Annotated in this window: 22 protein-coding genes; 19 read left to right on the plus strand and 3 right to left on the minus strand. The window is 70.1% G+C overall.

Annotated elements, in window-relative coordinates; genetic code table 11:
• Window positions 1–194 precede the first annotated feature (194 nt).
• Window positions 195–2057, plus strand: a complete 1863-nt coding sequence (locus tag P6166_RS10735; RefSeq protein ID WP_277764452.1) for an ABC-F family ATP-binding cassette domain-containing protein — start codon at window positions 195–197, stop codon at window positions 2055–2057.
• Window positions 2058–2184: 127 nt separating this feature from the next.
• Window positions 2185–2388, plus strand: a complete 204-nt coding sequence (locus P6166_RS10740; protein WP_277764453.1) for a hypothetical protein — start codon at window positions 2185–2187, stop codon at window positions 2386–2388.
• A gap of 8 nt (window positions 2389–2396) precedes the next feature.
• Here the strand turns inward: P6166_RS10740 and P6166_RS10745 are convergent, their stop codons facing one another.
• A complete protein-coding gene (locus tag P6166_RS10745) occupies window positions 2397–3263 on the minus strand; it encodes a LysR family transcriptional regulator (RefSeq protein WP_277764454.1) in 867 nt (288 codons plus the stop codon).
• Between the two features lie 98 nt (window positions 3264–3361).
• Here P6166_RS10745 and bla point away from each other — a divergent pair, with 98 nt between their 5' ends.
• Window positions 3362–4258: a class A beta-lactamase gene (gene bla, locus P6166_RS10750; protein WP_277764455.1), complete on the plus strand. Its 897-nt coding sequence runs from the start codon at window positions 3362–3364 to the stop codon at window positions 4256–4258.
• Window positions 4259–4445: 187 nt separating this feature from the next.
• Complete coding sequence (locus P6166_RS10755) at window positions 4446–4712, plus strand: zinc ribbon domain-containing protein (RefSeq protein WP_277764456.1); 267 nt, start codon at window positions 4446–4448, stop codon at window positions 4710–4712.
• 60 nt (window positions 4713–4772) lie between these two features.
• Here the strand turns inward: P6166_RS10755 and P6166_RS10760 are convergent, their stop codons facing one another.
• Window positions 4773–5516: a DUF3011 domain-containing protein gene (locus P6166_RS10760; RefSeq protein WP_277764457.1), complete on the minus strand. Its 744-nt coding sequence runs from the start codon at window positions 5514–5516 to the stop codon at window positions 4773–4775.
• 155 nt (window positions 5517–5671) lie between these two features.
• Between P6166_RS10760 and aspS the strand changes: the two genes are divergently transcribed.
• Window positions 5672–7429 (plus strand): aspartate--tRNA ligase, encoded by a 1758-nt coding sequence (gene aspS / locus P6166_RS10765; RefSeq protein WP_277764458.1) that lies wholly within the window; start codon window positions 5672–5674, stop codon window positions 7427–7429.
• Between the two features lie 4 nt (window positions 7430–7433).
• On the plus strand, window positions 7434–7955 hold the full coding sequence (locus P6166_RS10770) for a GNAT family N-acetyltransferase (RefSeq protein WP_277764459.1): 522 nt from the start codon (window positions 7434–7436) through the stop codon (window positions 7953–7955).
• A gap of 75 nt (window positions 7956–8030) precedes the next feature.
• On the opposite strand, the gene P6166_RS10775 is transcribed toward P6166_RS10770, so the two are convergent.
• Entirely contained in the window at window positions 8031–9131 is a 1101-nt protein-coding gene (locus P6166_RS10775; RefSeq protein WP_277764460.1) for a metallophosphoesterase, read from the minus strand.
• A gap of 109 nt (window positions 9132–9240) precedes the next feature.
• Between P6166_RS10775 and P6166_RS10780 the strand changes: the two genes are divergently transcribed.
• The 13 genes from P6166_RS10780 (at window position 9241) to pal (ending at window position 20035) form a co-directional block, all read left to right on the plus strand.
• A complete protein-coding gene (locus P6166_RS10780) occupies window positions 9241–9585 on the plus strand; it encodes an I78 family peptidase inhibitor (protein WP_277764461.1) in 345 nt (114 codons plus the stop codon).
• 31 nt (window positions 9586–9616) lie between these two features.
• Window positions 9617–10222, plus strand: coding sequence for an alpha/beta fold hydrolase (locus P6166_RS10785; RefSeq protein ID WP_277764462.1), 606 nt, complete (start codon window positions 9617–9619; stop codon window positions 10220–10222).
• A 64-nt stretch (window positions 10223–10286) separates the two neighbouring features.
• The gene (locus P6166_RS10790; protein WP_277764463.1) at window positions 10287–11015 is read left to right on the plus strand and encodes a YebC/PmpR family DNA-binding transcriptional regulator; all 729 of its coding nucleotides are present in this window, start codon (window positions 10287–10289) and stop codon (window positions 11013–11015) included.
• Window positions 11016–11027: 12 nt separating this feature from the next.
• On the plus strand, window positions 11028–11549 hold the full coding sequence (ruvC, locus tag P6166_RS10795; RefSeq protein ID WP_277764464.1) for a crossover junction endodeoxyribonuclease RuvC: 522 nt from the start codon (window positions 11028–11030) through the stop codon (window positions 11547–11549).
• Window positions 11550–11592: 43 nt separating this feature from the next.
• Window positions 11593–12180: a Holliday junction branch migration protein RuvA gene (ruvA, locus tag P6166_RS10800; RefSeq protein ID WP_277764465.1), complete on the plus strand. Its 588-nt coding sequence runs from the start codon at window positions 11593–11595 to the stop codon at window positions 12178–12180.
• A gap of 56 nt (window positions 12181–12236) precedes the next feature.
• Window positions 12237–14153: a potassium transporter Kup gene (locus P6166_RS10805; RefSeq protein ID WP_277764466.1), complete on the plus strand. Its 1917-nt coding sequence runs from the start codon at window positions 12237–12239 to the stop codon at window positions 14151–14153.
• Between the two features lie 65 nt (window positions 14154–14218).
• Window positions 14219–15253 carry a Holliday junction branch migration DNA helicase RuvB gene (gene ruvB, locus P6166_RS10810; RefSeq protein WP_277764467.1) on the plus strand — a complete coding sequence of 345 codons (1035 nt, stop codon included), beginning with the start codon at window positions 14219–14221 and terminating at the stop codon, window positions 15251–15253.
• A gap of 17 nt (window positions 15254–15270) precedes the next feature.
• Entirely contained in the window at window positions 15271–15693 is a 423-nt protein-coding gene (gene ybgC / locus P6166_RS10815) for a tol-pal system-associated acyl-CoA thioesterase (RefSeq protein ID WP_277764468.1), read from the plus strand.
• A 10-nt stretch (window positions 15694–15703) separates the two neighbouring features.
• A complete protein-coding gene (gene tolQ / locus P6166_RS10820; RefSeq protein WP_277764469.1) occupies window positions 15704–16474 on the plus strand; it encodes a protein TolQ in 771 nt (256 codons plus the stop codon).
• A 38-nt stretch (window positions 16475–16512) separates the two neighbouring features.
• A complete protein-coding gene (gene tolR, locus P6166_RS10825) occupies window positions 16513–16938 on the plus strand; it encodes a protein TolR (RefSeq protein ID WP_130318789.1) in 426 nt (141 codons plus the stop codon).
• A complete protein-coding gene (gene tolA / locus P6166_RS10830) occupies window positions 16928–17959 on the plus strand; it encodes a cell envelope integrity protein TolA (protein ID WP_277764470.1) in 1032 nt (343 codons plus the stop codon). Before tolR ends, tolA begins: the two co-directional genes overlap by 11 nt.
• A gap of 181 nt (window positions 17960–18140) precedes the next feature.
• Window positions 18141–19460, plus strand: coding sequence for a Tol-Pal system beta propeller repeat protein TolB (tolB, locus tag P6166_RS10835; protein ID WP_277764471.1), 1320 nt, complete (start codon window positions 18141–18143; stop codon window positions 19458–19460).
• A gap of 62 nt (window positions 19461–19522) precedes the next feature.
• A complete protein-coding gene (gene pal / locus P6166_RS10840; RefSeq protein WP_277764472.1) occupies window positions 19523–20035 on the plus strand; it encodes a peptidoglycan-associated lipoprotein Pal in 513 nt (170 codons plus the stop codon).
• The last annotated feature ends 1 nt before the right edge of the window (window position 20036 follow it).

Here is a 20036-nt window from a genome sequence, read left to right on the forward strand (position 1 = left end):
GACATCTCCAACGGGCCCGGCAAGGGCGTGAACAGGGGCCGGGGCGGAGCCGTCGTCCTAGAGGAGAGGGAGCGGGCGACGGCAGGCCCCGGACGCGCTAAGTATTCGTTAACGCTAGAATGGCGTCGCAGGAAGGCTGCTCATCTGCTTATGCCTTCCGGTTATCAATAATCTGCGCCTTAGGCCTTTCTGTCATGATTTCCCTGCGTAATTTCTTCCTGCGTCGCGGAGAGCGGCTGCTGTTGTCCAACGTCGACCTCGCCATGCACGCCGGCTACCGGGTGGGCGTGGTCGGGCGCAACGGCACGGGCAAGTCCAGCCTGTTCGCCGCCATCCGCGGCGAGCTGGAGGCGGACAAGGGCGATGTCGACCTGCCCGGCAAGGTGCGGATCGCCTCGGTGGCGCAGGAAACCCCGTCCCTGCCGGATCCGGCCATCGAGTTCGTGCTCGGCGGCGATGTCGAGGTGGCGGCCATCCTCAAGGCCGAGGCCGAAGCCACCGCGCGCGAGGACTGGGAGGCCGTGGCCGACGCGCACCAGAAGATGGCCGAGATCGGCGCCTACGACGCCGAAGCGCGCGCCGGCAAGCTGCTGCACGGCCTGGGCTTCCCGGCCGAGACGCACTCGCGCGCGGTGTCCGAATTCTCCGGCGGCTGGCGCGTGCGCCTGAACCTGGCGCGCGCGCTGATGATGCCCTCGGACCTGCTGCTGCTCGACGAGCCGACCAACCACCTCGACCTGGACGCGGTGTTCTGGCTGGAGCAGTGGCTGCTGAAGTATCCCGGCACGCTGCTGCTGATCTCGCACGACCGCGAGTTCCTCGACAACGTCGCCACCCACACGCTGCACCTGCACGGCGGCGGCGCCAAGCTGTACGTCGGCGGCTATACCGACTTCGAGCGCCAGCGCACCGAGCAGCTGCGCCAGCAGCAGATCGCGCACGAGAAGGAACAGGCCGAGCGCGCCCACCTGCAGAGCTTCATCGACCGCTTCAAGGCGCAGGCCAGCAAGGCGGCGCAGGCGCAGAGCCGCATGAAGCGCCTGGCCAAGCTGGCCGGTACCGAGGCGGTGCGCGCCGAGCGCGAGTTCCGCATCGAGTTCGCGCCGCCGGCCAAGCTGCCGTTCTCGCTGATCCGGCTCAACCACGTCGATGCCGGCTACGGCCCGGACGCGGTGATCCTGCACGATGTCGGCTTCGGCCTGGAAGCGGGCCAGCGCATCGGCCTGCTCGGCCCCAACGGCGCCGGCAAGACCACCCTGGTCAAGACGCTGGTGGGCGAGCTGGCGCCGATTACCGGCGAGCGCGCCGCCCACCCGGACCTGCGCATCGGCTACTTCGCCCAGCACACGGTGGAGTCCCTGCACGAAGGGCAGTCGCCGATGGACCACTTCCGCGAGCTCGCGCCGGACGGCGTGAACCAGGCGTTCCGCGACTTCCTCGGCAAGTGGAACTTCGCCGGCGACCGCGCCTTCGAGCCGGTCGATGGCTTCTCCGGCGGCGAGCGCGCGCGCCTGGCGCTGGCGCTGATCGCCTGGCAGCAGCCCAACGTGCTGCTGCTCGACGAGCCGACCAACCACCTCGACCTGGAAATGCGCGAAGCGCTGGCCGAGGCGCTGAGCGATTTCGAAGGCGCCATCGTGATGGTCTCGCACGACCGCCACCTGATCGGCCTGGTCTGCGACACCTTCTGGCGCGTGGCCGACGGCGTGGTGGAGCCGTTTGCCGGCGACCTGGACGAATACGCCGCCTGGCTGCGCAGCCGCCCCGCCGCGCAGGGCACCAAGCAGCGCATGGCCGATGCGGCCCCCACGCCGCCCCCGCCGCCGCCGCCGCTGGCCCCGCCGGTGCCGAAGAAGCCGGCCAATCCGCACAAGGCCGCGGCCGCGGAGAAGCGCGTGGGCGAGCTGGAGACGCAACTGGCCGAGCTGGACCGCCAACTGGCCGACCCGGCGAACTACGCCGACAGCCAGCGCATGGGCACGCTGGGCCGCGACCGCGAGCACGTGGCCGCGCAACTGGCGCAGGCCGAGCAGCAGTGGCTGGAGCTGATGGGCTGAGCGTGCCGCCGCGCCAGCGCACCGCGTCCAGGAACACGCGCTGGCGCCGGTACTGGTCCAGCACGTCGCCGATCAGGTCCTCGCGGCGCCGGCCCATCACGTCGTAGCCCTTGCCACCTGCGCGCAGGTGCACCTCGGCACGGAAGTGCTGCGGGGTGTCCTGCACGCGGCGGCGCGGGTCCTGCAGCACGAAGCGCGCGGCCTGGAACGGCTCCGGCGTGATCGCCTTCAGCAGCCCCCAGCAGATCAACAGCTCACCACGCTGAAGGGCAGCGCCGAGGCGATCGTCATGGCCAGCGGCCACGGCGTGAACGGCGCGCGCGGCGGATGACGCTGCGCTCAGTCCGCTTGCACCTGCAGCCACTCGCGAAACCGCCGCGCCGGTTCGCTTTCCGCGCGCGAGCGCAGCCGCGTCAGCCAATAGCGGCCCAGGTCCGCGCTGGCCGCGAACGGTTGCATCAGCCTTTCGGAGGCCAGGTCCTGCTCGAACATGCACAACGGCAGCAGCGCCACGCCCGCGCCCGCGGCCGCCGCACTGGCCAGGGCGAGCGAGGAATCGAACATCGGCCCGCGCGCCTCCAGCGGCGGCAGGCCCGCCACCTCGCACCATCTCGCCCACTCGTCGGCACGATACGAGCGCAGCAGCGGCACCCGCCGCAGGTCGGAGGGCGTGCGTAGCTGCGCGGCCAGCCCCGGCGCGCAAACCGGCGCGAACGGCGCCGCGAGGATGGGCGTGGCGACGTGGCCGAGCCAATCGCCGTCGCCGAAGCGGATCGCCAGCTCCAGCCCTTCGCCGGCCAGGTCGATGCGGTTGTTGTGGGTATGCAGGCGCAGCTCGATATCCGGGTGCGCCGCAGCGAAGGCGGGCAACCGCGGAAGCAGCCAGCCGGTGGCGAAGGTGCCCACCACTCCCACCGCCAGTGCGTGCCGGTAGCGCCCATCGGCGAAGCGGTCGAGCACCGCGGCGATGCGGTCGAACGACTCGCTCAGCACCGGGTAGAGCGCGGCGGCGTCGTCGGTCATCGCCACGCCGCGCGGCAGGCGTTCGAACAGGCGCACGCCCAGCCGCGATTCCAGCGCCTTGATCTGGTGGCTCAGCGCGGCCTGGCTGACGCACAGCTCGTCGGCGGCGCGGGTGAGGTTCTGGTGGCGGGCGGCGGCCTCGAAGGCACGCAGCGCATTGAGCGGCAGGCGGGAGCGCGGCATCGGCAGGCATCAATCCAGCTCATGGGTCGCCTTGAATATCCTCGCTGGTGGGCTGCGGTCAACGTTTCGATACTCCAGGCTTTCCAAGGAGGTGCGCGATGCATACGAGAAGGCGGTTCCTGCAGTGGTCGGCGCTGGCGGCGAGTGCGCTGGCAGCCCAGGCGGCATGGGGAAAACAGGCGAAACCGGCGACCCCGTCCGGCGGCACGCTGGCGGCGGCGCTGGCGCAGATCGAGCGGCGCGCGGGCGGGCGGCTGGGCGTGAGCCTGCGCGACGCCCAGGGCCGGCACCTGGGCGGGCAGCGCGAGGACGAGCGCTTCCCGATGTGCAGCACCATCAAATTTCTATTGGCGGGCGCGATCCTGCACGAGGTGGATGCCGGCCGCCTGCGGCTGGACCGGCGCGTGCCGATTGCCGCCACCGACTTGGTGGGCAACTCGCCGATCACCGAACAGCACGTGGGCGCGGACGGCCTGCGCGTGGACGCGCTGTGCCACGCCACGATCACCCGCAGCGACAACGCCGCGGCGAACCTGCTGTTGCCGTTGGTCGGTGGCCCCGCGGGGCTGACCACCTTCCTGCGCGCCAATGGCGACGCGGTGACCCGGACCGATCGCCCCGAGCCGGGGTTGAACGAGTTCGCGGCCGGTGACGACCGCGATACCACCACGCCGGCGGCCATGGTGGACAACCTGCGGCGCCTGCTCCTGGGCGATGTGCTCAAGCCGGCCTCGCGCGCGCTGCTCGCGGCCTGGCTGCGCGACAACCGCACCGGCGGCAAGCGCCTGCGCGCCGGGCTGCCGGCCGGCTGGCAGGTGGGCGACAAGACCGGCTTCAACGGCGAGGACACCACCAACGACATCGCCATCCTGTGGCCGCCGGGCGGGGGCGCGCCGCTGCTGCTGGCGACCTACCTGCAAGGGGCGAAGGTCGACCCGGACGGACAGAACGCCGCGCTGGCCGCGGTGGCGGAGGCCGTTGCGCGGTACGCATGACGGCGTTGCAGGCGGCTAGCGCCCGATGGCCGGTGCCGCGACCGCTCCCGGTCGCGGCCGCCGCCACCGCCACGGAGGGCCACGGGCGGGGAGGAGGAGGGAAGGTGGCCTCGGCGCGGCCAGGCGCCTTGAACCGCGCCGCTTTGCCCTAAAATTGCCGGTCTCCGTTCCACCTGCGTATGCCCCCATGCCGATCTACGCCTTCCAGTGTGCCGAGTGTGGCCACAGCTTCGACCGCCTGCAGAAGCTCTCCGACCCCGATCCCACGGTCTGCCCGTCGTGCGGCGCGGCAGCGGTGAAGCGCCAGGTCACCGCGCCGTCGTTCCGCCTGGCCGGCGGCGGCTGGTACGAGACCGACTTCAAGAAGGACGGCGACAAGAAGCGCAACCTGGCCGAAAGCGGCGCCAGCACGCCGGCCGCGCCCGCCAAGAGCGATTCCAAGCCGGCCACCTGAGCCCGCGCCAACGCAAAGGGGCGGCCATGGCCGCCCCTTCGCTTCTCCGGTCTCGGCGGCTCAGCGGGCGCCGAAGCGCGCCCGGCAGCCGTCGTCCACCCACAGCTGGTTGCCCTGGTAGCCCCAGGTCCGGCCCTCGTCGCAACGGGTCTTGGAGAGCTGCTGCACGATCACCGGGCGGCCGCGGTTGCGGTCCCAGTCGCAGAAGCGGCGGCGCTGGTCGTCGCTGCTGCAGGTGACCTGGTAGTTCGGGTCGGCGTTGCCCCAGCCGCCGCCGTGGCCACCTCCGCCCCAGCCGCCACGCCCTTCGGCGAACTCGCCGCGGCAACCGTCGTTGACCCAGATGCTGCCGTTGCGGAAGCCCCAGGTGCGGCCTTCGATGCAGCGCGTGTCCGACAACTGGCGCACCAGCGTGGCGCCGCGCCAATTGGTGTTGCACAGGCGCTGGCGGTGGTCGCTGCTCTCGCAGCGGATCGTGCCGCCCGGGCCGCCGTTGCCGCCGCCTCCCCAGCCGCCGCCTTCGCGGCTGTCGGCGAAGCGGGCCCGGCAGCCGCGATCGACCCAGACGAAACCGCGGCCGCTGCCCCAGTTGTTGCCTTCCACGCAGCGGGTGTCGGAGAGGTTCTGCACCAGCACCGCGCGGCCGATGAACGGCACGTTGCACTGCACGCGGCGGTTGTTGTTGGAGGAACAGGTGACGGTCTGGCCGGCGTAGCCGCGGTCCTGGGCGGCGGCCGGGGCGGCAGCGCCCAGGGCCAGCAGCGCGGCCAGGGAGGAGACAGCGAGCGACAGGCGAAGGGACATCTGCGGATCCTTGCGGCGGTGAGTTGGCCGGACTATAGCCGCAGGTAGCGCCAACGGATCGTGACCGGCCGGATTTGCCCGGGCGGCCGCCGGGCCCCAGAATATCGGGCTTTCCGGCGCGGCCTGCGCCGGCATTCCCCTTGCGGAGTTCTGCGATGCGTACCCACTTCTGCGGCCTGGTCGACGAGACCCTGATCGGCCAAACCGTCACCCTCGCCGGCTGGACCGACGTCGCCCGCAACCTGGGCGGTGTCTGCTTCATCGACCTGCGCGACCACGAAGGCATCGTGCAGGTGACGGTGGAGCCGGACAACGCGGAGGTGTTCAAGGTCGCCGCCGACCTGGGCTACGAGGACGTGCTGCAGGTGGAAGGCGTGGTGCGCGCGCGCCACGCGGTGAACGACAAGATCCGCACCGGCAAGGTCGAGGTCATCGCCACCCGCATCACCGTGCTCAACAAGGCCGCGCCGCTGCCGTTCCACGCGCACGAGAACCCGGGCGAGGACACCCGCCTGAAGTACCGCTACCTGGACCTGCGCCGTCCGGAAATGCAGCGCATGCAGCGCACCCGCATCAAGCTGGTGCAGTCGCTGCGCCGCTACCTGGACGAGCGCGGCTTCCAGGACATCGAAACCCCGATCCTGACCAAGGCCACCCCGGAAGGCGCGCGCGACTTCCTCGTCCCGGCGCGCATGCACCCGGGCGAGTTCTACGCGCTGCCGCAGTCGCCGCAGCTGTTCAAGCAGATCCTGATGGTGGCCGGCTTCGACCGCTACTACCAGATCGCGCGCTGCTTCCGCGACGAAGCCCTGCGCGCCGACCGCCAGCTGGAATTCACCCAGCTGGACATGGAATTCGCCTTCGTGCGCGAGCGCGACGTGCAGGATGCCGTGGAGGCGATGATCCGCGCGGTGTTCAAAGAAGTGGTCGACGTGGAGCTGGACGCGCAGTTCCCGCGCATGACCTGGGCCGAGGCGATGCGTCGTTACGGCTCGGACAAGCCGGACCTGCGCATCGACCTGGAACTGGTGGACGTGGCCGAGCAGGTGAAGGGCAGCGAGTTCGCCGCCTTCACCGCGGCCGCGAACGATGCCGACGGCCGCGTGGCCGCGCTGCGCATTCCGGGCGGTGCCACGCTCTCGCGCAAGCAGATCGACGAGTACGCCGCGCATGCCGCCAAGTACGGCGCCAAGGGCCTGGCCTACGTGAAGCTGGGCGAGACCGGCGAGATCACCTCGCCGATCGCCAAGTTCTTCTCGCAGGACGCCTTCGCCGCGCTGCTGCAGCATGTTGGCGCGAAGAACGGCGACATCGTCTTCTTCGGCGCGGGCGGCTACAACAAGGTCTCCGACTTCATGGGCGCGCTGCGCCTGAAGGCCGGCAAGGACTTCGGCCTGGTGGCCGCCGGCTGGCGCCCGCTGTGGGTGACCGACTTCCCGATGTTCGAGTGGGACGAGGAAGCGCAGCGCTACGTGGCCCTGCACCATCCCTTCACCGCGCCGGCGGTGGACGACATCGCCGACCTGCGCGCGAACGCGAAGACCGCGGTGTCGCGTGGCTATGACATGGTGCTCAACGGCAACGAGATCGGTGGCGGTTCGATCCGCATCCATCGCCCGGAGATGCAGAGCGCGGTGTTCGAGCTGCTGGGTATCGGCGAGGAAGAAGCGCGGTCCAAGTTCGGCTTCCTGCTGGACGCGCTGAATTACGGCGCGCCGCCGCACGGTGGCATCGCCTTCGGCATCGACCGCATCGCCGCGCTGATGGCCGGCACCGAATCGATCCGCGACGTCATCCCGTTCCCAAAGACCACCGGCGCGCAGGACCTGATGACCGACGCGCCGTCGCCCATCGCCGACGAGCAGCTCGCCGAGGTGCACGTGATGGTGCGCCCGCAGCCGGCCAAGGGCTGAGGCCATGGCGCTGGCGATCCGCCGCGCCGGCGTGGCCGACGCCGAGATCCTCTCGGCGCTGGCCACGCGCACGTTCACCGAGACCTTCGGCCACCTGTATCCGGACGAGGACCTGCAGGCCTTCCTGCTGGAGGCCTATGCGGTGGAGCGCTCGCGCATCGTGCTGGCGCATCCGGATTACGCGATCTGGTTGCTGGAAGACGACGGCGTGGCGGTGGGCCATGCCGCCGCCGGTCCCTGTGGCCTGCCGCATCCGGAAGTGGCCGCGGGCGATGGCGAGCTGAAGCGCCTGTACCTCATCAAGGATTACCAGAACAGCGGCTGGGGCAGCCGGCTGTTCGAGACCGCGCTGCAGTGGCTGGAGCGCGAAGGGCCGCGCCGCTTGTGGATCGGCGTGTGGTCGGAGAATTTCGGCGCGCAGCGCTTCTATGCCCGCTACGGGTTCCAGCGCGTGGGCGAATACGAATTCCCCGTCGGCCAGGTGCGCGACCTGGAATACATCCTGCGGCGCGATGCCGTGCGCTGAGCGGGTGGCATCCGTTTTCCCATCCGCTTGATGGCGGCGAGCCGATCTACCTCGCAGGCGGCAGGCGGCCCCGCCTCAGTCGTCCTCGTCCTCCCCATCGCCCGGCAGCACCGTCGCCCGTGACCCGTCGAGCAATCCCCGGCTCAGCACGCCGTCCTCGATCAGCAGCATCTCACCCGATTCCCCCCGCTTGATGCTGCTGTCGATCGCGATCACCCGGCCGTCGAAGTAGCTGCCCACATGCGCCATCGACGTGTGCCCGACGACGATGCGCGCCACGCCCAGCGTGCGCAGCGCCGCCGCCACGGTGTCCGTCGTGGCGCGGCCATCGAAATAGCCGCGGTACCAGATCGGGCTGGTCTTGCCGTCGTACAGCGGCGCGGTGCGCGGATCGGCCTTCACCTCGGCCTTCGGCGTGCCCAGCGACTGTTGGTAACGCAGGTTGGCCTCGTCGCGGTCGATGCCTTGGGCGAGGAATTCCGGCGAGACGCCGCCGTGCAGGAACAGCGTGTCGCCCACCCGCGCCATGGCCGGTGCCTGCCGCAGCCACGTGCCGAGCACGCTGTCGCCGCCGTACAGCGCCGGGTACGGCCGGCCCAGCAGCCCGGCCACTTGCGCGTACTTCGGGTTGAGATAGCGCAGGTCGTCGTACAGCGTCATCGTCTCGTGGTTGCCGAGCAGGAACAGCACGTCGCCGCCCGCCGCCCGCGCCTGCCGCTGCAACTGCTGCAGCAGCCAGAACGATTCGGTGACCTGCGGTCCACGGTCGAAGACGTCCCCGCCCACCACCAGCAGGCCGTCGCCCCAGGCCCAGCGGTCTTGCGCGTCGATCAGCCCCTGGGCGCGCAGCAGCCGGCGCAGCACCGCGTACTGCCCATGGATGTCCGACAGCGCGGCCAGCCTGGCCGGCATCGGCCGCTGCGCACGCACGGGGGGCGCAGCGGCGGCGTCGATTTCCAGCGCGTGCGGGTAGCCGCAACGCGCCGGCACCGTCGCGCGGCCCTGCCGAAAGGCCACGTGCGCGCGCTGCACCTGTCCGTCGCATATCCATTCGGCATCCAGGCCATGGCCGGCACGGCGCAGGTAGGGGCCATCGTCGAGCGGCGCGCTCGCCGGCTCGGCGGCGAAGGTGATCGGGGCGAGCAGCACGGCAAGCAGGGGAAGCAGGGAGCGCATGGCGGGTCGGGTGGACAACGGAAGCCCCCGATGATGCCGCCGTTTCCCTGGGCCTGCCGCGTCCATAGGTCATGCCCGTCGTGACGCCGGCCTACGCCGGCGCGCTGCTATGCTCCGCGCCGACTGTCCACAACGGAGCGGTGCGATGAAGCATGCAGCGATGGGTCTCGTCCTGGTTCTCGGCCTCGCCGCGTGCGCGCCGCCGAAGGCGATGCAGCCCGAAAGCCCCGGGCCGCAAGTGAGCAGCAACGGGGCCTGCCACGCCGATCGCGTGGCGTGGGCGGTCGGCCAGCCCTCCGACCAGCAGGTGATGGCGCGGGTCTGGAAGGAAAGCGGCGCCGGGCTGATTCGCCCCATCGCGCCGGGCCAGGCGGTCACGCGCGATTTCAAGCCGGATCGCATCAACGTCTACGTCGATGGCGCCAACCTGATCACCAAGGTCGAATGCGGCTGACCTCCCGGATGTTCGCGGGGCCGCGCACGACATGAAAGCCCTGCTGCTGCACGGCCTGTGGAATTCGCGCCACTGGCTGGCGCCGTTGGCCTGGCGGCTGCGCCGCGCCGGCTTCGAGGTGGAGCTGTTCGGCTATGCCAGCCTGTTCGCCGGCGCCGAGGCGGCGATGCCGCGCCTGGCCGAGCGCATCGCCGCGAGCGGCGCGCAGGCGCTGGTCGGCCACAGCCTCGGCGGCCTGGTCGCCTTGGAAACGCTGCATCAGTGGCCCGCGCCGGCCGTCAGCCGCGTGGTCTGCCTGGGATCGCCGCTGCTGGGCAGCGCGGTCGCCGGCGGGCTGCGACGTTTCGGCGCGGGCGTGGCATTGGGCCGCTCGGCCGGCCTGCTGTGCCGGGGCGTGCCGGTCTGGGACGGCCGGCCGGCCGTGGGCATGGTCGCCGGCACCGTGGCGCGCGGCTTCGGGCGCTGGTTCGCCCCGCTCGACGGCGTGTCCGACGGCACCGTGGCGCTCGCCGAGACGCGCTGGCCGGGGCTGGCCGCGCATTGCGAGGTGGCCGCCAGCCACAGCGGGCTGCTGGTCTCGCCCGAGGCCGCCGCGCAGGTGGCCGCCTTCCTGCGCGACGGGCATTTCCTGCGCTGAAGGCGGCGCGGGTGGGGGATCGGGTAAAATCCGCGCCCTGTCATCAGCTCGCAGTGGAACACCCATGGGTAGAGGCCCTTCCATCGAAGCCCGCAAGAACGCGTCCGACGCGAAGCGCGGCAAGGTTTTCACCAAGATCATCCGCGAGATCGGCGTGGCCGCCCGCGCGGGCGGGGGCGACCCGAACAACAACCCGCGCCTGCGCGTGGCCATGGACAAGGGCCTGACGGCCAACATGTCCAAGGACGTGATCGAGCGCGCGATCAAGAAGGCCACCGGCGAGCTGGAAGGCGTGGAGTACGAGGAAGTGCGCTACGAGGGCTACGCGCCCGGCGGTGTCGCGGTGATCGTCGATTGCCTGACCGATAACCGCGTGCGTACCGTGGCCGATGTGCGCCACGCCTTCAGCAAGTGCGGCGGCAACATGGGCACCGAAGGCTCGGTCGCCTTCATGTTCAAGCGCCTGGGCGTGCTGAGTTTCGCGGCGGGCAGCGACGAGGAGCGCGTCACCGAGGCGGCCATCGAGGCCGGCGCGGACGACGTGGTGGTCTACCCGGAAGACGGCGCCATCGACGTGCTGACCGCGCCGGAAGCCTTCACCGCGGTCAAGGACGCCATCGGCGCGGCCGGCCTGGTGCCCGACCACGCCGAGATCACCTTCCGCGCCGACAACGACATCGCCGTGGACGGCGACACCGCGCTGCAGGTGCGCAAGCTGCTGGACATGCTCGAGGACCTGGATGATGTCCAGGACGTCTACTCGAACGTCGACCAGGCGTCGTTGGGCGCCTGACGGCGCCCGCCCATGGCCCGCATCCTCGGCATCGACCCAGGCTCGCAGCGCACCGGCGTCGGCATCATCGACGTGGATGCCAGCGGGCGGACCGTGCACGTCCACCACCAGCCGCTGATGCTGCTGGGCGAAGGCGACTTCGCCGGCCGGCTGAAGCGGCTGCTGCTGGGCCTGGCCGCGATCATCGAGGAGTACCGCCCCGACGAGGTGGCCATCGAGCAGGTGTTCATGTCGCGCAACCCGGATTCGGCGCTCAAGCTCGGCCAGGCGCGCGGCGCGGCGATCAGCGCCGTGGTGCTGCGCGACCTGCCCGTGCACGAATACGCCGCCAGCGAGATCAAGCTGGCGGTGGTCGGCAAGGGTGGCGCGGACAAGGTGCAGGTGCAGCACATGGTCGGCGTGATGCTCAACCTCAAGGGCAAGCTGCAGGCCGACGCGGCCGACGCGCTGGCCGTGGCGATCACCCATGCGCACGTGCGCGCCACCGCGCAGCGCCTGGGCGTGGGTACGCGCGTGGCCTGGGGCCGCAAGTGACCGCGCCGCGGTCCTCCTTCCTTATGACTTCGCAGGCTTTCGCATGATCGGACGACTCCGCGGCCTCCTGGCCCACAAGCAGCCGCCCTGGCTGGTGATCGACGTCGGTGGCGTCGGCTACGAGCTGGAGGCGCCGATGAGCACCTTCTACGACCTGCCCGACGTGGGCAGGGACGTCATCCTGTTCACCCATTACGCGCAGAAGGAAGACAGCGTGGCGCTGTACGGCTTCCTGCGCGAGAGCGAGCGGCGGTTGTTCCGCGACCTGCAACGGGTGAGCGGCATCGGCGCGAAGATCGCCCTGGCAGTGCTTTCGGGCGTGAGCGTGGACGAGTTCGCCCGCCTCATCCAGACCGGCGACGTCGCCGCGCTCACCCGCATCCCCGGCATCGGCAAGAAGACCGCCGAGCGCATGGTGGTCGAGCTGAAGGACCGCGCCGCGGACTTCGGCGGCGGCGGCGCGCCGATCACCGGCGCGCTGGGCACCGATCCGGTGTCCGAGGCGACCGTGGCCCTGCAGCAGCTGGGCTACAAGCCGGCCGAGGCTGCGCGCATGGCGCGCGAGGCCGGCGCGGCGGGCGACGACGTGGCCACCGTGATCCGCAAGGCCCTGCAGGCCGCGCTGCGCTGAGGCGCGGCGCGACCCCACTCACCTTTCACGCCCGCTGGCGATACCCTCGGCCCGACATGTCCCAGACCTCCACCCCCCACGCCGCCCACGGCTCCCACGGCGGGCATGCGCCTTCGGCCGGCACGGCCCTGGTGCTGGGTGCTATCGGCGTCGTCTTCGGCGACATCGGCACCAGCCCGCTGTACACGCTGAAGGAGGCGTTCTCGCCGCACTACGGGCTGGAGGGCAACCACGACACCGTGCTGGGCGTGCTGTCGCTGGCGTTCTGGGCGCTGATGATCGTGGTGACGCTCAAGTACGTCACCATCATCATGCGCGCCGACAACGAGGGCGAGGGCGGGGTGATGGCGCTGATGGCGCTGGCGCAGCGCACCTTCCGGCAGGGTTCGCGCTCGGCGTACTTCATCGGCATCCTGGGCATCTTCGGCGCCTCGCTGTTCTTCGGCGACGGTGTGATCACCCCGGCGATCACCGTGATGGGCGCCGTGGAGGGCCTGGAGATCGCCGCGCCCTCGCTGCATCCGTTCATCGTGCCGATCACCGTGGCGGTGCTGTGCTGCGTGTTCCTGGCCCAGCGCTTCGGCACCGAGAAGGTCGGCCGGGTGTTCGGGCCGATCATGATGGTGTGGTTCCTGGCGCTGGCGGCGATCGGCATCTGGAACATCTTCGACGCGCCGGAAGTGCTCAAGGCCTTCAACCCGTGGTGGGGCGTGCGCTTCTTCATGGAGCACGGCTGGCACGGGGTCTTCATCCTGGGCGCGGTGGTGCTGGCGGTGACCGGCGGCGAGGCGCTGTACGCGGACATGGGCCACTTCGGCGCGCGGCCGATCCGCCAGGCCTGGTACTTCTTCGTGCTGCCGTGCCTGCTGCTGAACTACCTGGGGCAGGGCGCGCTGGTGCTGGACCGCCCCGAATCGCTGAAGAATCCCTTCTTCGAGGCGGTGCCCGGCTGGGCGCTGTACCCGATGATCATCCTGGCCACGATGGCCGCGGTGATCGCCTCCCAGGCGGTCATCACCGGCGCCTACTCGGTGGCGCGCCAGGCCATGCAGCTGGGCTACATCCCGCGCATGCTGGTCAAGCACACCTCGCGCGACACCATCGGCCAAATCTACGTGCCGGGCATCAACTGGCTGCTGGCGATCATGGTGATCGCGCTGGTGCTGGTGTTCCGCAGCTCGACCAACCTGGCCGTGGCCTACGGCATCTCGGTGTCGATGACGATGCTGATCGACACCCTGCTGCTGGCCCTGGTGGCGCGCGCGCTGTGGCCCAAGCACCGCCGCTGGGTGCTGCCGCTGTGCGTGGTGTTCTTCGTGATCGAGCTGGCCTTCGTGGTCGCCAACGCGGTGAAGCTGCTGCAGGGCGCCTGGTTCCCGCTGGCGCTGGGCATCGTGGTGTTCACCCTGATGCGCACGTGGCGTCGCGGCCGCGCGCTGCTGCGCGAGGAGATCCGCAAGGACGGCATCCGCATCGACAGCTTCCTGCCCGGCCTGATGCTCGCCCCGCCGGCGCGGGTGCCGGGCACGGCGGTGTTCCTCACCGCCGACCCGATGGTGGTGCCGCACGCGCTGATGCACAACCTCAAGCACAACAAGGTGCTGCACGAGCGCAACGTGTTCCTTAACGTGGAGACGCTGCCGATCCCGTATGCGCCCAAGGACAAGCGGCTGAAGATCGAATCCATCGGCGACGAGTTCTACCGGGTCTACGTGCGCTTCGGCTTCATGGAGACGCCCGACGTGCCGCTGGCGCTGACGCGCGCCTGCGACAACGGCGGCATCTACTTCGACCCGATGGACACCACCTTCTTCGCCAGCCGCGAGACCATCGTGGCCAGCGCCAACCGCGGCATGCCGATCTGGCGCGACAAGCTGTTCGCGCTCATGCACCGCAACGCGGCCCCAGCCACCGGCTTCTTCCGCATTCCCGGCAACCGGCTGGTCGAACTCGGCGCGCAGGTGGAAATCTGACCGCGCCGACACGTCGAGCCGGTAAGATGGCCGGCGATTCCCCGCCTCCGGCCGCCGTAGCCCCCATGGACCGCCTCATCGACAGCAGCGCCACCCGCGAGGACGACGCGGCCGATGCCAGCATCCGCCCCAAGCGCCTGGCCGACTACCTCGGCCAGCAGCCGGTGCGCGAGCAGCTGGGCATCTACATCGAGGCGGCCAAGGCGCGCGGCGAGGCGCTGGACCACGTGCTGATCTTCGGGCCGCCCGGCCTGGGCAAGACCACGCTGAGCCATGTCATCGCCAACGAGCTGGGCGTGGCCCTGCGGGTGACCTCCGGCCCGGTGATCGAGAAGGCCGGCGACCTGGCCGCGCTGCTGACCAACCTGCAGCCGCACGACGTGCTGTTCGTGGACGAGATCCACCGTCTCTCGCCGGTGGTGGAGGAAGTGCTCTATCCGGCGATGGAGGATTTCCAGATCGACATCATGATCGGCGAGGGCCCGGCCGCGCGCTCGATCAAGATCGACCTGCCGCCGTTCACCCTGATCGGCGCCACCACCCGCGCCGGCCTGCTGACCGCGCCGCTGCGCGACCGCTTCGGCATCGTGCAGCGCCTGCAGTTCTACAGCCCCGAGGAGCTGACCCGGATCGTCATCCGCTCGGCGGCGATCCTGGGCATCGACTGCACGCCGGAAGGCGCCGGCGAGATCGCGCGGCGCTCGCGCGGCACCCCGCGCATCGCCAACCGCCTGCTGCGCCGCGTGCGCGACTACGCCCAGGTGCGCGCCAACGGCCGCATCGACGTGGCGGTGGCCGATGCGGCGATGAAGATGCTCAAGGTGGACCCGGAAGGCTTCGACGAACTCGACCGGCGCCTGCTGCACACCCTGATCGATCATTTCGACGGCGGCCCGGTGGGCGTCGAGTCCCTGGCCGCCTCGCTCTCCGAAGAGCGCGGCACGCTGGAGGATGTCATCGAGCCCTACCTGATCCAGCAGGGCTTCCTGGTGCGCACCGCGCGCGGGCGCATGGCCACCCACAAGGCGTATCGCCACCTGGGCCTGCAGCCGCGGCGCGACACCGCCGAGGCGCCCGGCGAAAGCGGAGACCTGTTTTGAGCGGATCGAATGCCGGCATGCCGCGATTCAGTTGGCCGACACGGGTTTACTGGGAAGATACCGACGCCGGTGGCGTGGTCTACCATGCGCGCTACGTCGCCTTCATGGAGCGGGCGCGCACGGAGTGGATGCGCTCGCTCGGCTACGGGCAGGAAAGCACGCGGCAGGACCACGGGCTGGTGTTCGCGGTGCGGTCGATGCGGGTGGACTTCCTCAAGCCGGCGCGGCTGGACGATGCGCTGGACGTGGAGGTCATCCTGCGCCAGTGCCGCAAGGCCAGCCTGGTGTTCGAGCAGCGCATCGTCCGCGAGGGCACGCCGCTGATCGCCGCCGAGGTCAAGGTCGCCGCGCTGGACGCGGCCACGTTCCGGCCCCGCGGCATCGAGGACGCGCTGTACGAACGCTTGAAAGCCCTGGAAACCACAGAATCCGAACACTGAGGAACAACGGATGATCGCTTTGCTCCTGGCCCTGCAGGACGCCGTCGTCGAGACGCTGCCGCCGGACGTCACCCAAGCCGCCGCGCAGACCGTCGCGCACACCGGCAACATCAACTACCTGGAACTGATCGCGCGCGCGAGCATCCCGGTCAAGCTGATCGTCCTGCTGCTGCTCGTCGGCTCGTTCATCAGCTGGGTGATCATCTTCCGCAAGGCGCGCATCTACAAGAACGCCAACCGCGAGGCCGACGACTTCGAAAACCGCTTCTGGTCCGGCGCCGACCTCGGCAAGCTGTACGCCTCGGCCACCGACCGCAACCGCTCGGTCAACGGCCTGGAAGCGATCTTCGAAGCCGGCTACCGCGAGTTCAGCCGCCTGCGCGACCGCCGCCGCATGGATGCGCGCGGCCAGCTCGAAGGCGCCCAGCGCGCCATGCGCACCACCATGACGCGCGAGGTCGACCAGCTCGAACGCAACCTCGAACTGCTCGCCAACATCGGCTCCACCGCGCCTTACGTGGGCCTGGTCGGCACCGTGTTCGGCATCATGGTGACCATGCACGACATGATCTCCAGCGGCGAGCAGGCCGGCATCGCGGCCGTGGCGCCGGGCATCTCCGAGGCGCTGTTCGCCACCGCCATCGGCCTGTTCGTGGCGATCCCGGCGGTGTGGGCCTACAACCGCTTCACCACCCGCGTCGAGCGCCTGTCCGTGCGCTACGAAACCTTCGCCGACGAGTTCAGCTCGATCCTGCAGCGCCAGGCCGGCGCCGACGAATAAGCGCCCCCGTCGCGCAGGAGCCCGAGGAGACGCACCGCATGTCCCGCCGCAAACGCCGCAAGCTCAAGTCCGAGATCAACGTCGTGCCGTACATCGACGTGATGCTCGTGCTGCTGATCATCTTCATGGTCACCGCGCCCCTGCTGACCCTGAGCATCGACGTCGACCTGCCGACCTCCCGCGCCAAGGCGCTGGAGAGCAAGCAGGACCCCATTGTCGTCACCGTGCATGGCGACGGCCAGCTCGGCCTGACCTTGCCCGACGGCAAGCAGCAGGCCGTGGATGCCGAAGTGCTGCGCACCCAACTGGCCGCGATCGTCGCCCAGGACAAGAACACCCGCGTGGTGGTCGCCGCCGACAGCAACGTGCCGTACCAGCGCGTGATCGACGCGATGGACGCGCTCAAGCGCGCCCGCGTGGAGAAGGTCGGCCTGCTCACCGATTCGGGCGGCAATGCACGCTGACGCGCTGCCGCCGCTGCCGCCCCGCGAAGAAGGCTGGGGCCGCCCGGTCGTCCTGGCGGTGGTCATCCACCTGCTGGTGGCACTGGTGTTCATCGGTGCCTGGCTGTGGTCGCCGCAACGCCAGACCGAGCCGGCCGCCGGCGACCCGAGCCTGGAAGCCAGCCTGGAAGTGAGCGCCTCCGAAGCGCGCGCCGCGCGCCAGGCCCTGCGCGAAACGCCCGTGCAGGCGCAGCCCGCGCCCACGCCCGTGCGCGAAGCGCCCGAAGACACCGTGCCGCCGCCGCAGCCGGTGCCCGAGCCGCGCCCGCAGGACGCCCCGACGCCGCAGCAGCAACAGGCGCAGGAGCGCGTGGTCGAGCCGGACAAGGTGGACCAGGAGCGCGTGAGCGCCATGGCCATCGCCGAGGAAAAGGCCAAGCAGGAGCAGGAAGAGAAGCGCCGGCAGGAGCAGATCGACCTGACCGAGCGCCAGCGCCAGGAAGAAGCCGAGCAGAAGCAGCGCCTGGCCAAGCAGCAGCAGGAAGAGGCCGACAAGAAGAAGGCCGCCGAGGCCGCGCAGGCGCAGGCCGAGCGCGAGCAGAAGCTGGCCGAGATCCGCAAGCAGCGCGAACAGGCCCAACGTGACGCGCAGCTGGCCGAGCAGAAGCTGCGCCAGCTCGCCGACGCGCGCGCCAAGGCGGCCGCGGCCAACAGTTCGGCCGCGCCGCAGACCACGGCCGGGCAGGGCGGCACCAACACCGACCTCACCGCGCAGTACGCCGCGGCGATCCAGCAGGCCGTGCTCTCGCAATGGGTGCGGCCGGATTCGGTGCCGCTGGGGCAGAAATGCTCCATCGACATCCGCCAGCTGCCGGGCGGGCAGGTAGTGGAGGCCAAGGTATCGGCCGGATGCCCGTTCGACGAGGCCGGAAAGCGCTCGGTGGAGGCCGCGGTGCTGCGCGCGCAGCCGCTGCCTTATCGCGGCTTCGAAACGGTGTTCCAGCGCAACCTGAAGTTCAACTTCACCGCGCAGGATCGCTGAAGCCGCCCTGCGTCAGTTGGCTGCGGGCGCATCGGCGCCGGCCGGGGGAGGAAGTCGGCGGCGGTGCGCGGGCGCCGATTCGTGATGGCATTTCACGCCGTCTTTGTTCACGATTGCGAAAATGTTCACCTCCCGCTTGCTATCCCTTGTTCACTTTTTCTTTCGAGCCACCGAGCGATCCATGAAGAATCCGCGCTGGTTAGCCCTTCTCGCTGCCACCCTCCTGCTGCCTTTTGCCGCCATGGCGCAGCAGCGGGGCCTGGAAATCGACATCGTGGGCGGCAACGCCTCGGCCACCCCGATTGCGGTGGTGCCCATGCCCTACCAGGGCTCGGCGGGGGCGCCGAATACCGAGGTCGCGTCCGTGGTGGCGGCTGACCTGGACCGCTCGGGCCAGTTCCGTAGCCTGCCGGCCGCGCAGATCGTCGAAAAGCCGACCCGCGGCAGCGAGATCCAGTTCCCGACCTGGAAGGCGCTCAAGCAGGCCTACATCGTCGTCGGCCGCGTCGTGGACGCCGGCGAAGGCGCCTTCCGCGTGGAGTACGAGCTGTTCGACGTGGCCAAGGGCGAGCGCCTGCTGGGCCTGGCGATGACCGCGCGCAGCAACGCCATGCGCGACGTCGCCCACCAGATGGCCGATGCCATCTACGAAAAGATCACCGGCGTGCGCGGCGCGTTCTGGACCCGCATCGCCTATGTCACCGCCAGCGGCAGCGGCGGCAACATGCGCTATGCGCTGATGGTGGCCGACTCGGACGGCTACAACCCGCAGACCATCGTGCGCTCGGCCGAGCCGCTGCTCTCGCCGGACTGGAGCCCGGACGGCCGCAAGCTGGCCTACGTGAGCTTCGAGCGCGGCAATTCCTCGATCTACGTGCAGGACATCGCCACCGGTGGCCGTGAGCTGGTCGCCAGCTTCCGTGGCATCAACTCGGCGCCGTCGTTCTCGCCGGATGGCCGCAAGCTGGCCATGGCGCTGTCGCGCAGCGGCAACCCGGAAATCTACGTCATGGACCTGGGCAGCAAGCAGCTGACCCAGCTGACCAACCATTTCGGCATCGATACCGAGCCGACCTGGAGCGCGGACGGCAACACCATCTACTTCACCTCCGACCGGGGCGGCCGCCCGCAGATCTATCAGGTCGCGGCCAGCGGCGGCAGCGCCAGCCGGGTGAGCTTCCAGGGCAACTACAACGCCAAGGCGAGCGTGTCCTACGACGGCAACAAGATCGCCGTCGCGCAGGGCGCCGGCAACTCCTACAAGATCGCGGTCATGGACCGCAGCCTGGGCTCGCCGCGCTGGAACACCGTCTCGACCGGCAACCTCGACGAATCGCCGAGCTTCGCGCCCAACGCCAGCATGATCCTGTACGCCGCCCGCGAGGGGGGGCGCGGCGTGTTGTACGCCGTCTCGACCGATGGCCGGGTGCGCCAGCGCCTGGTCCTGGCTGACGGCGATGTGAGGGAGCCCTCGTGGGGCCCCTACCGGACCGCGCGTTAATGTTAATATTTCGCTTGCGTTAAACACCCCTCATTGGCTTAGGAGCCACAAAAGGTATCGCCATGAACAAGTCCACCCGCGTCCTGCTTGTTTCGCTGCTGTCTGTTGCCGCTCTGGCCGGCTGTTCGAAGAAGGTCAAGGAGCAGCCGCAGGCTGCTACTGACACCGGCACCACTGTCCCGGCCCAGCCGTCGACCTCCGGCCTGTACGGCCCGGGCGACCTGGATACCGACGCTTGCCTGCGTCAGCGCGTCGTCTACTTCGACTTCGACCAGGACACCGTGAAGCCGGAGTTCCAGGCCATCATGGCCTGCCACGCCAAGTACCTGCGTGACCGTCCGTCCTCGCGCATCACCCTGGAAGGCAACACCGACGAGCGCGGCTCGCGTGCCTACAACCAGGCCCTGGGCGAGCGTCGTGGCAACGGCGTGTCCTCGGCCCTGCAGGCCAACGGCGGCTCGGGCAGCCAGCTGACCGTGGTCAGCTACGGCGAAGAGCGTCCGGTGTGCACCGACTCGAACGAGGCCTGCTGGTCGCAGAACCGTCGCGTCGAGATCGTCTACACCGCGAAGTAAG

Origin of the sequence: Stenotrophomonas sp. HITSZ_GD (assembly GCF_029543105.1) — a bacterium.
GTDB lineage: Bacteria > Pseudomonadota > Gammaproteobacteria > Xanthomonadales > Xanthomonadaceae > Stenotrophomonas_A.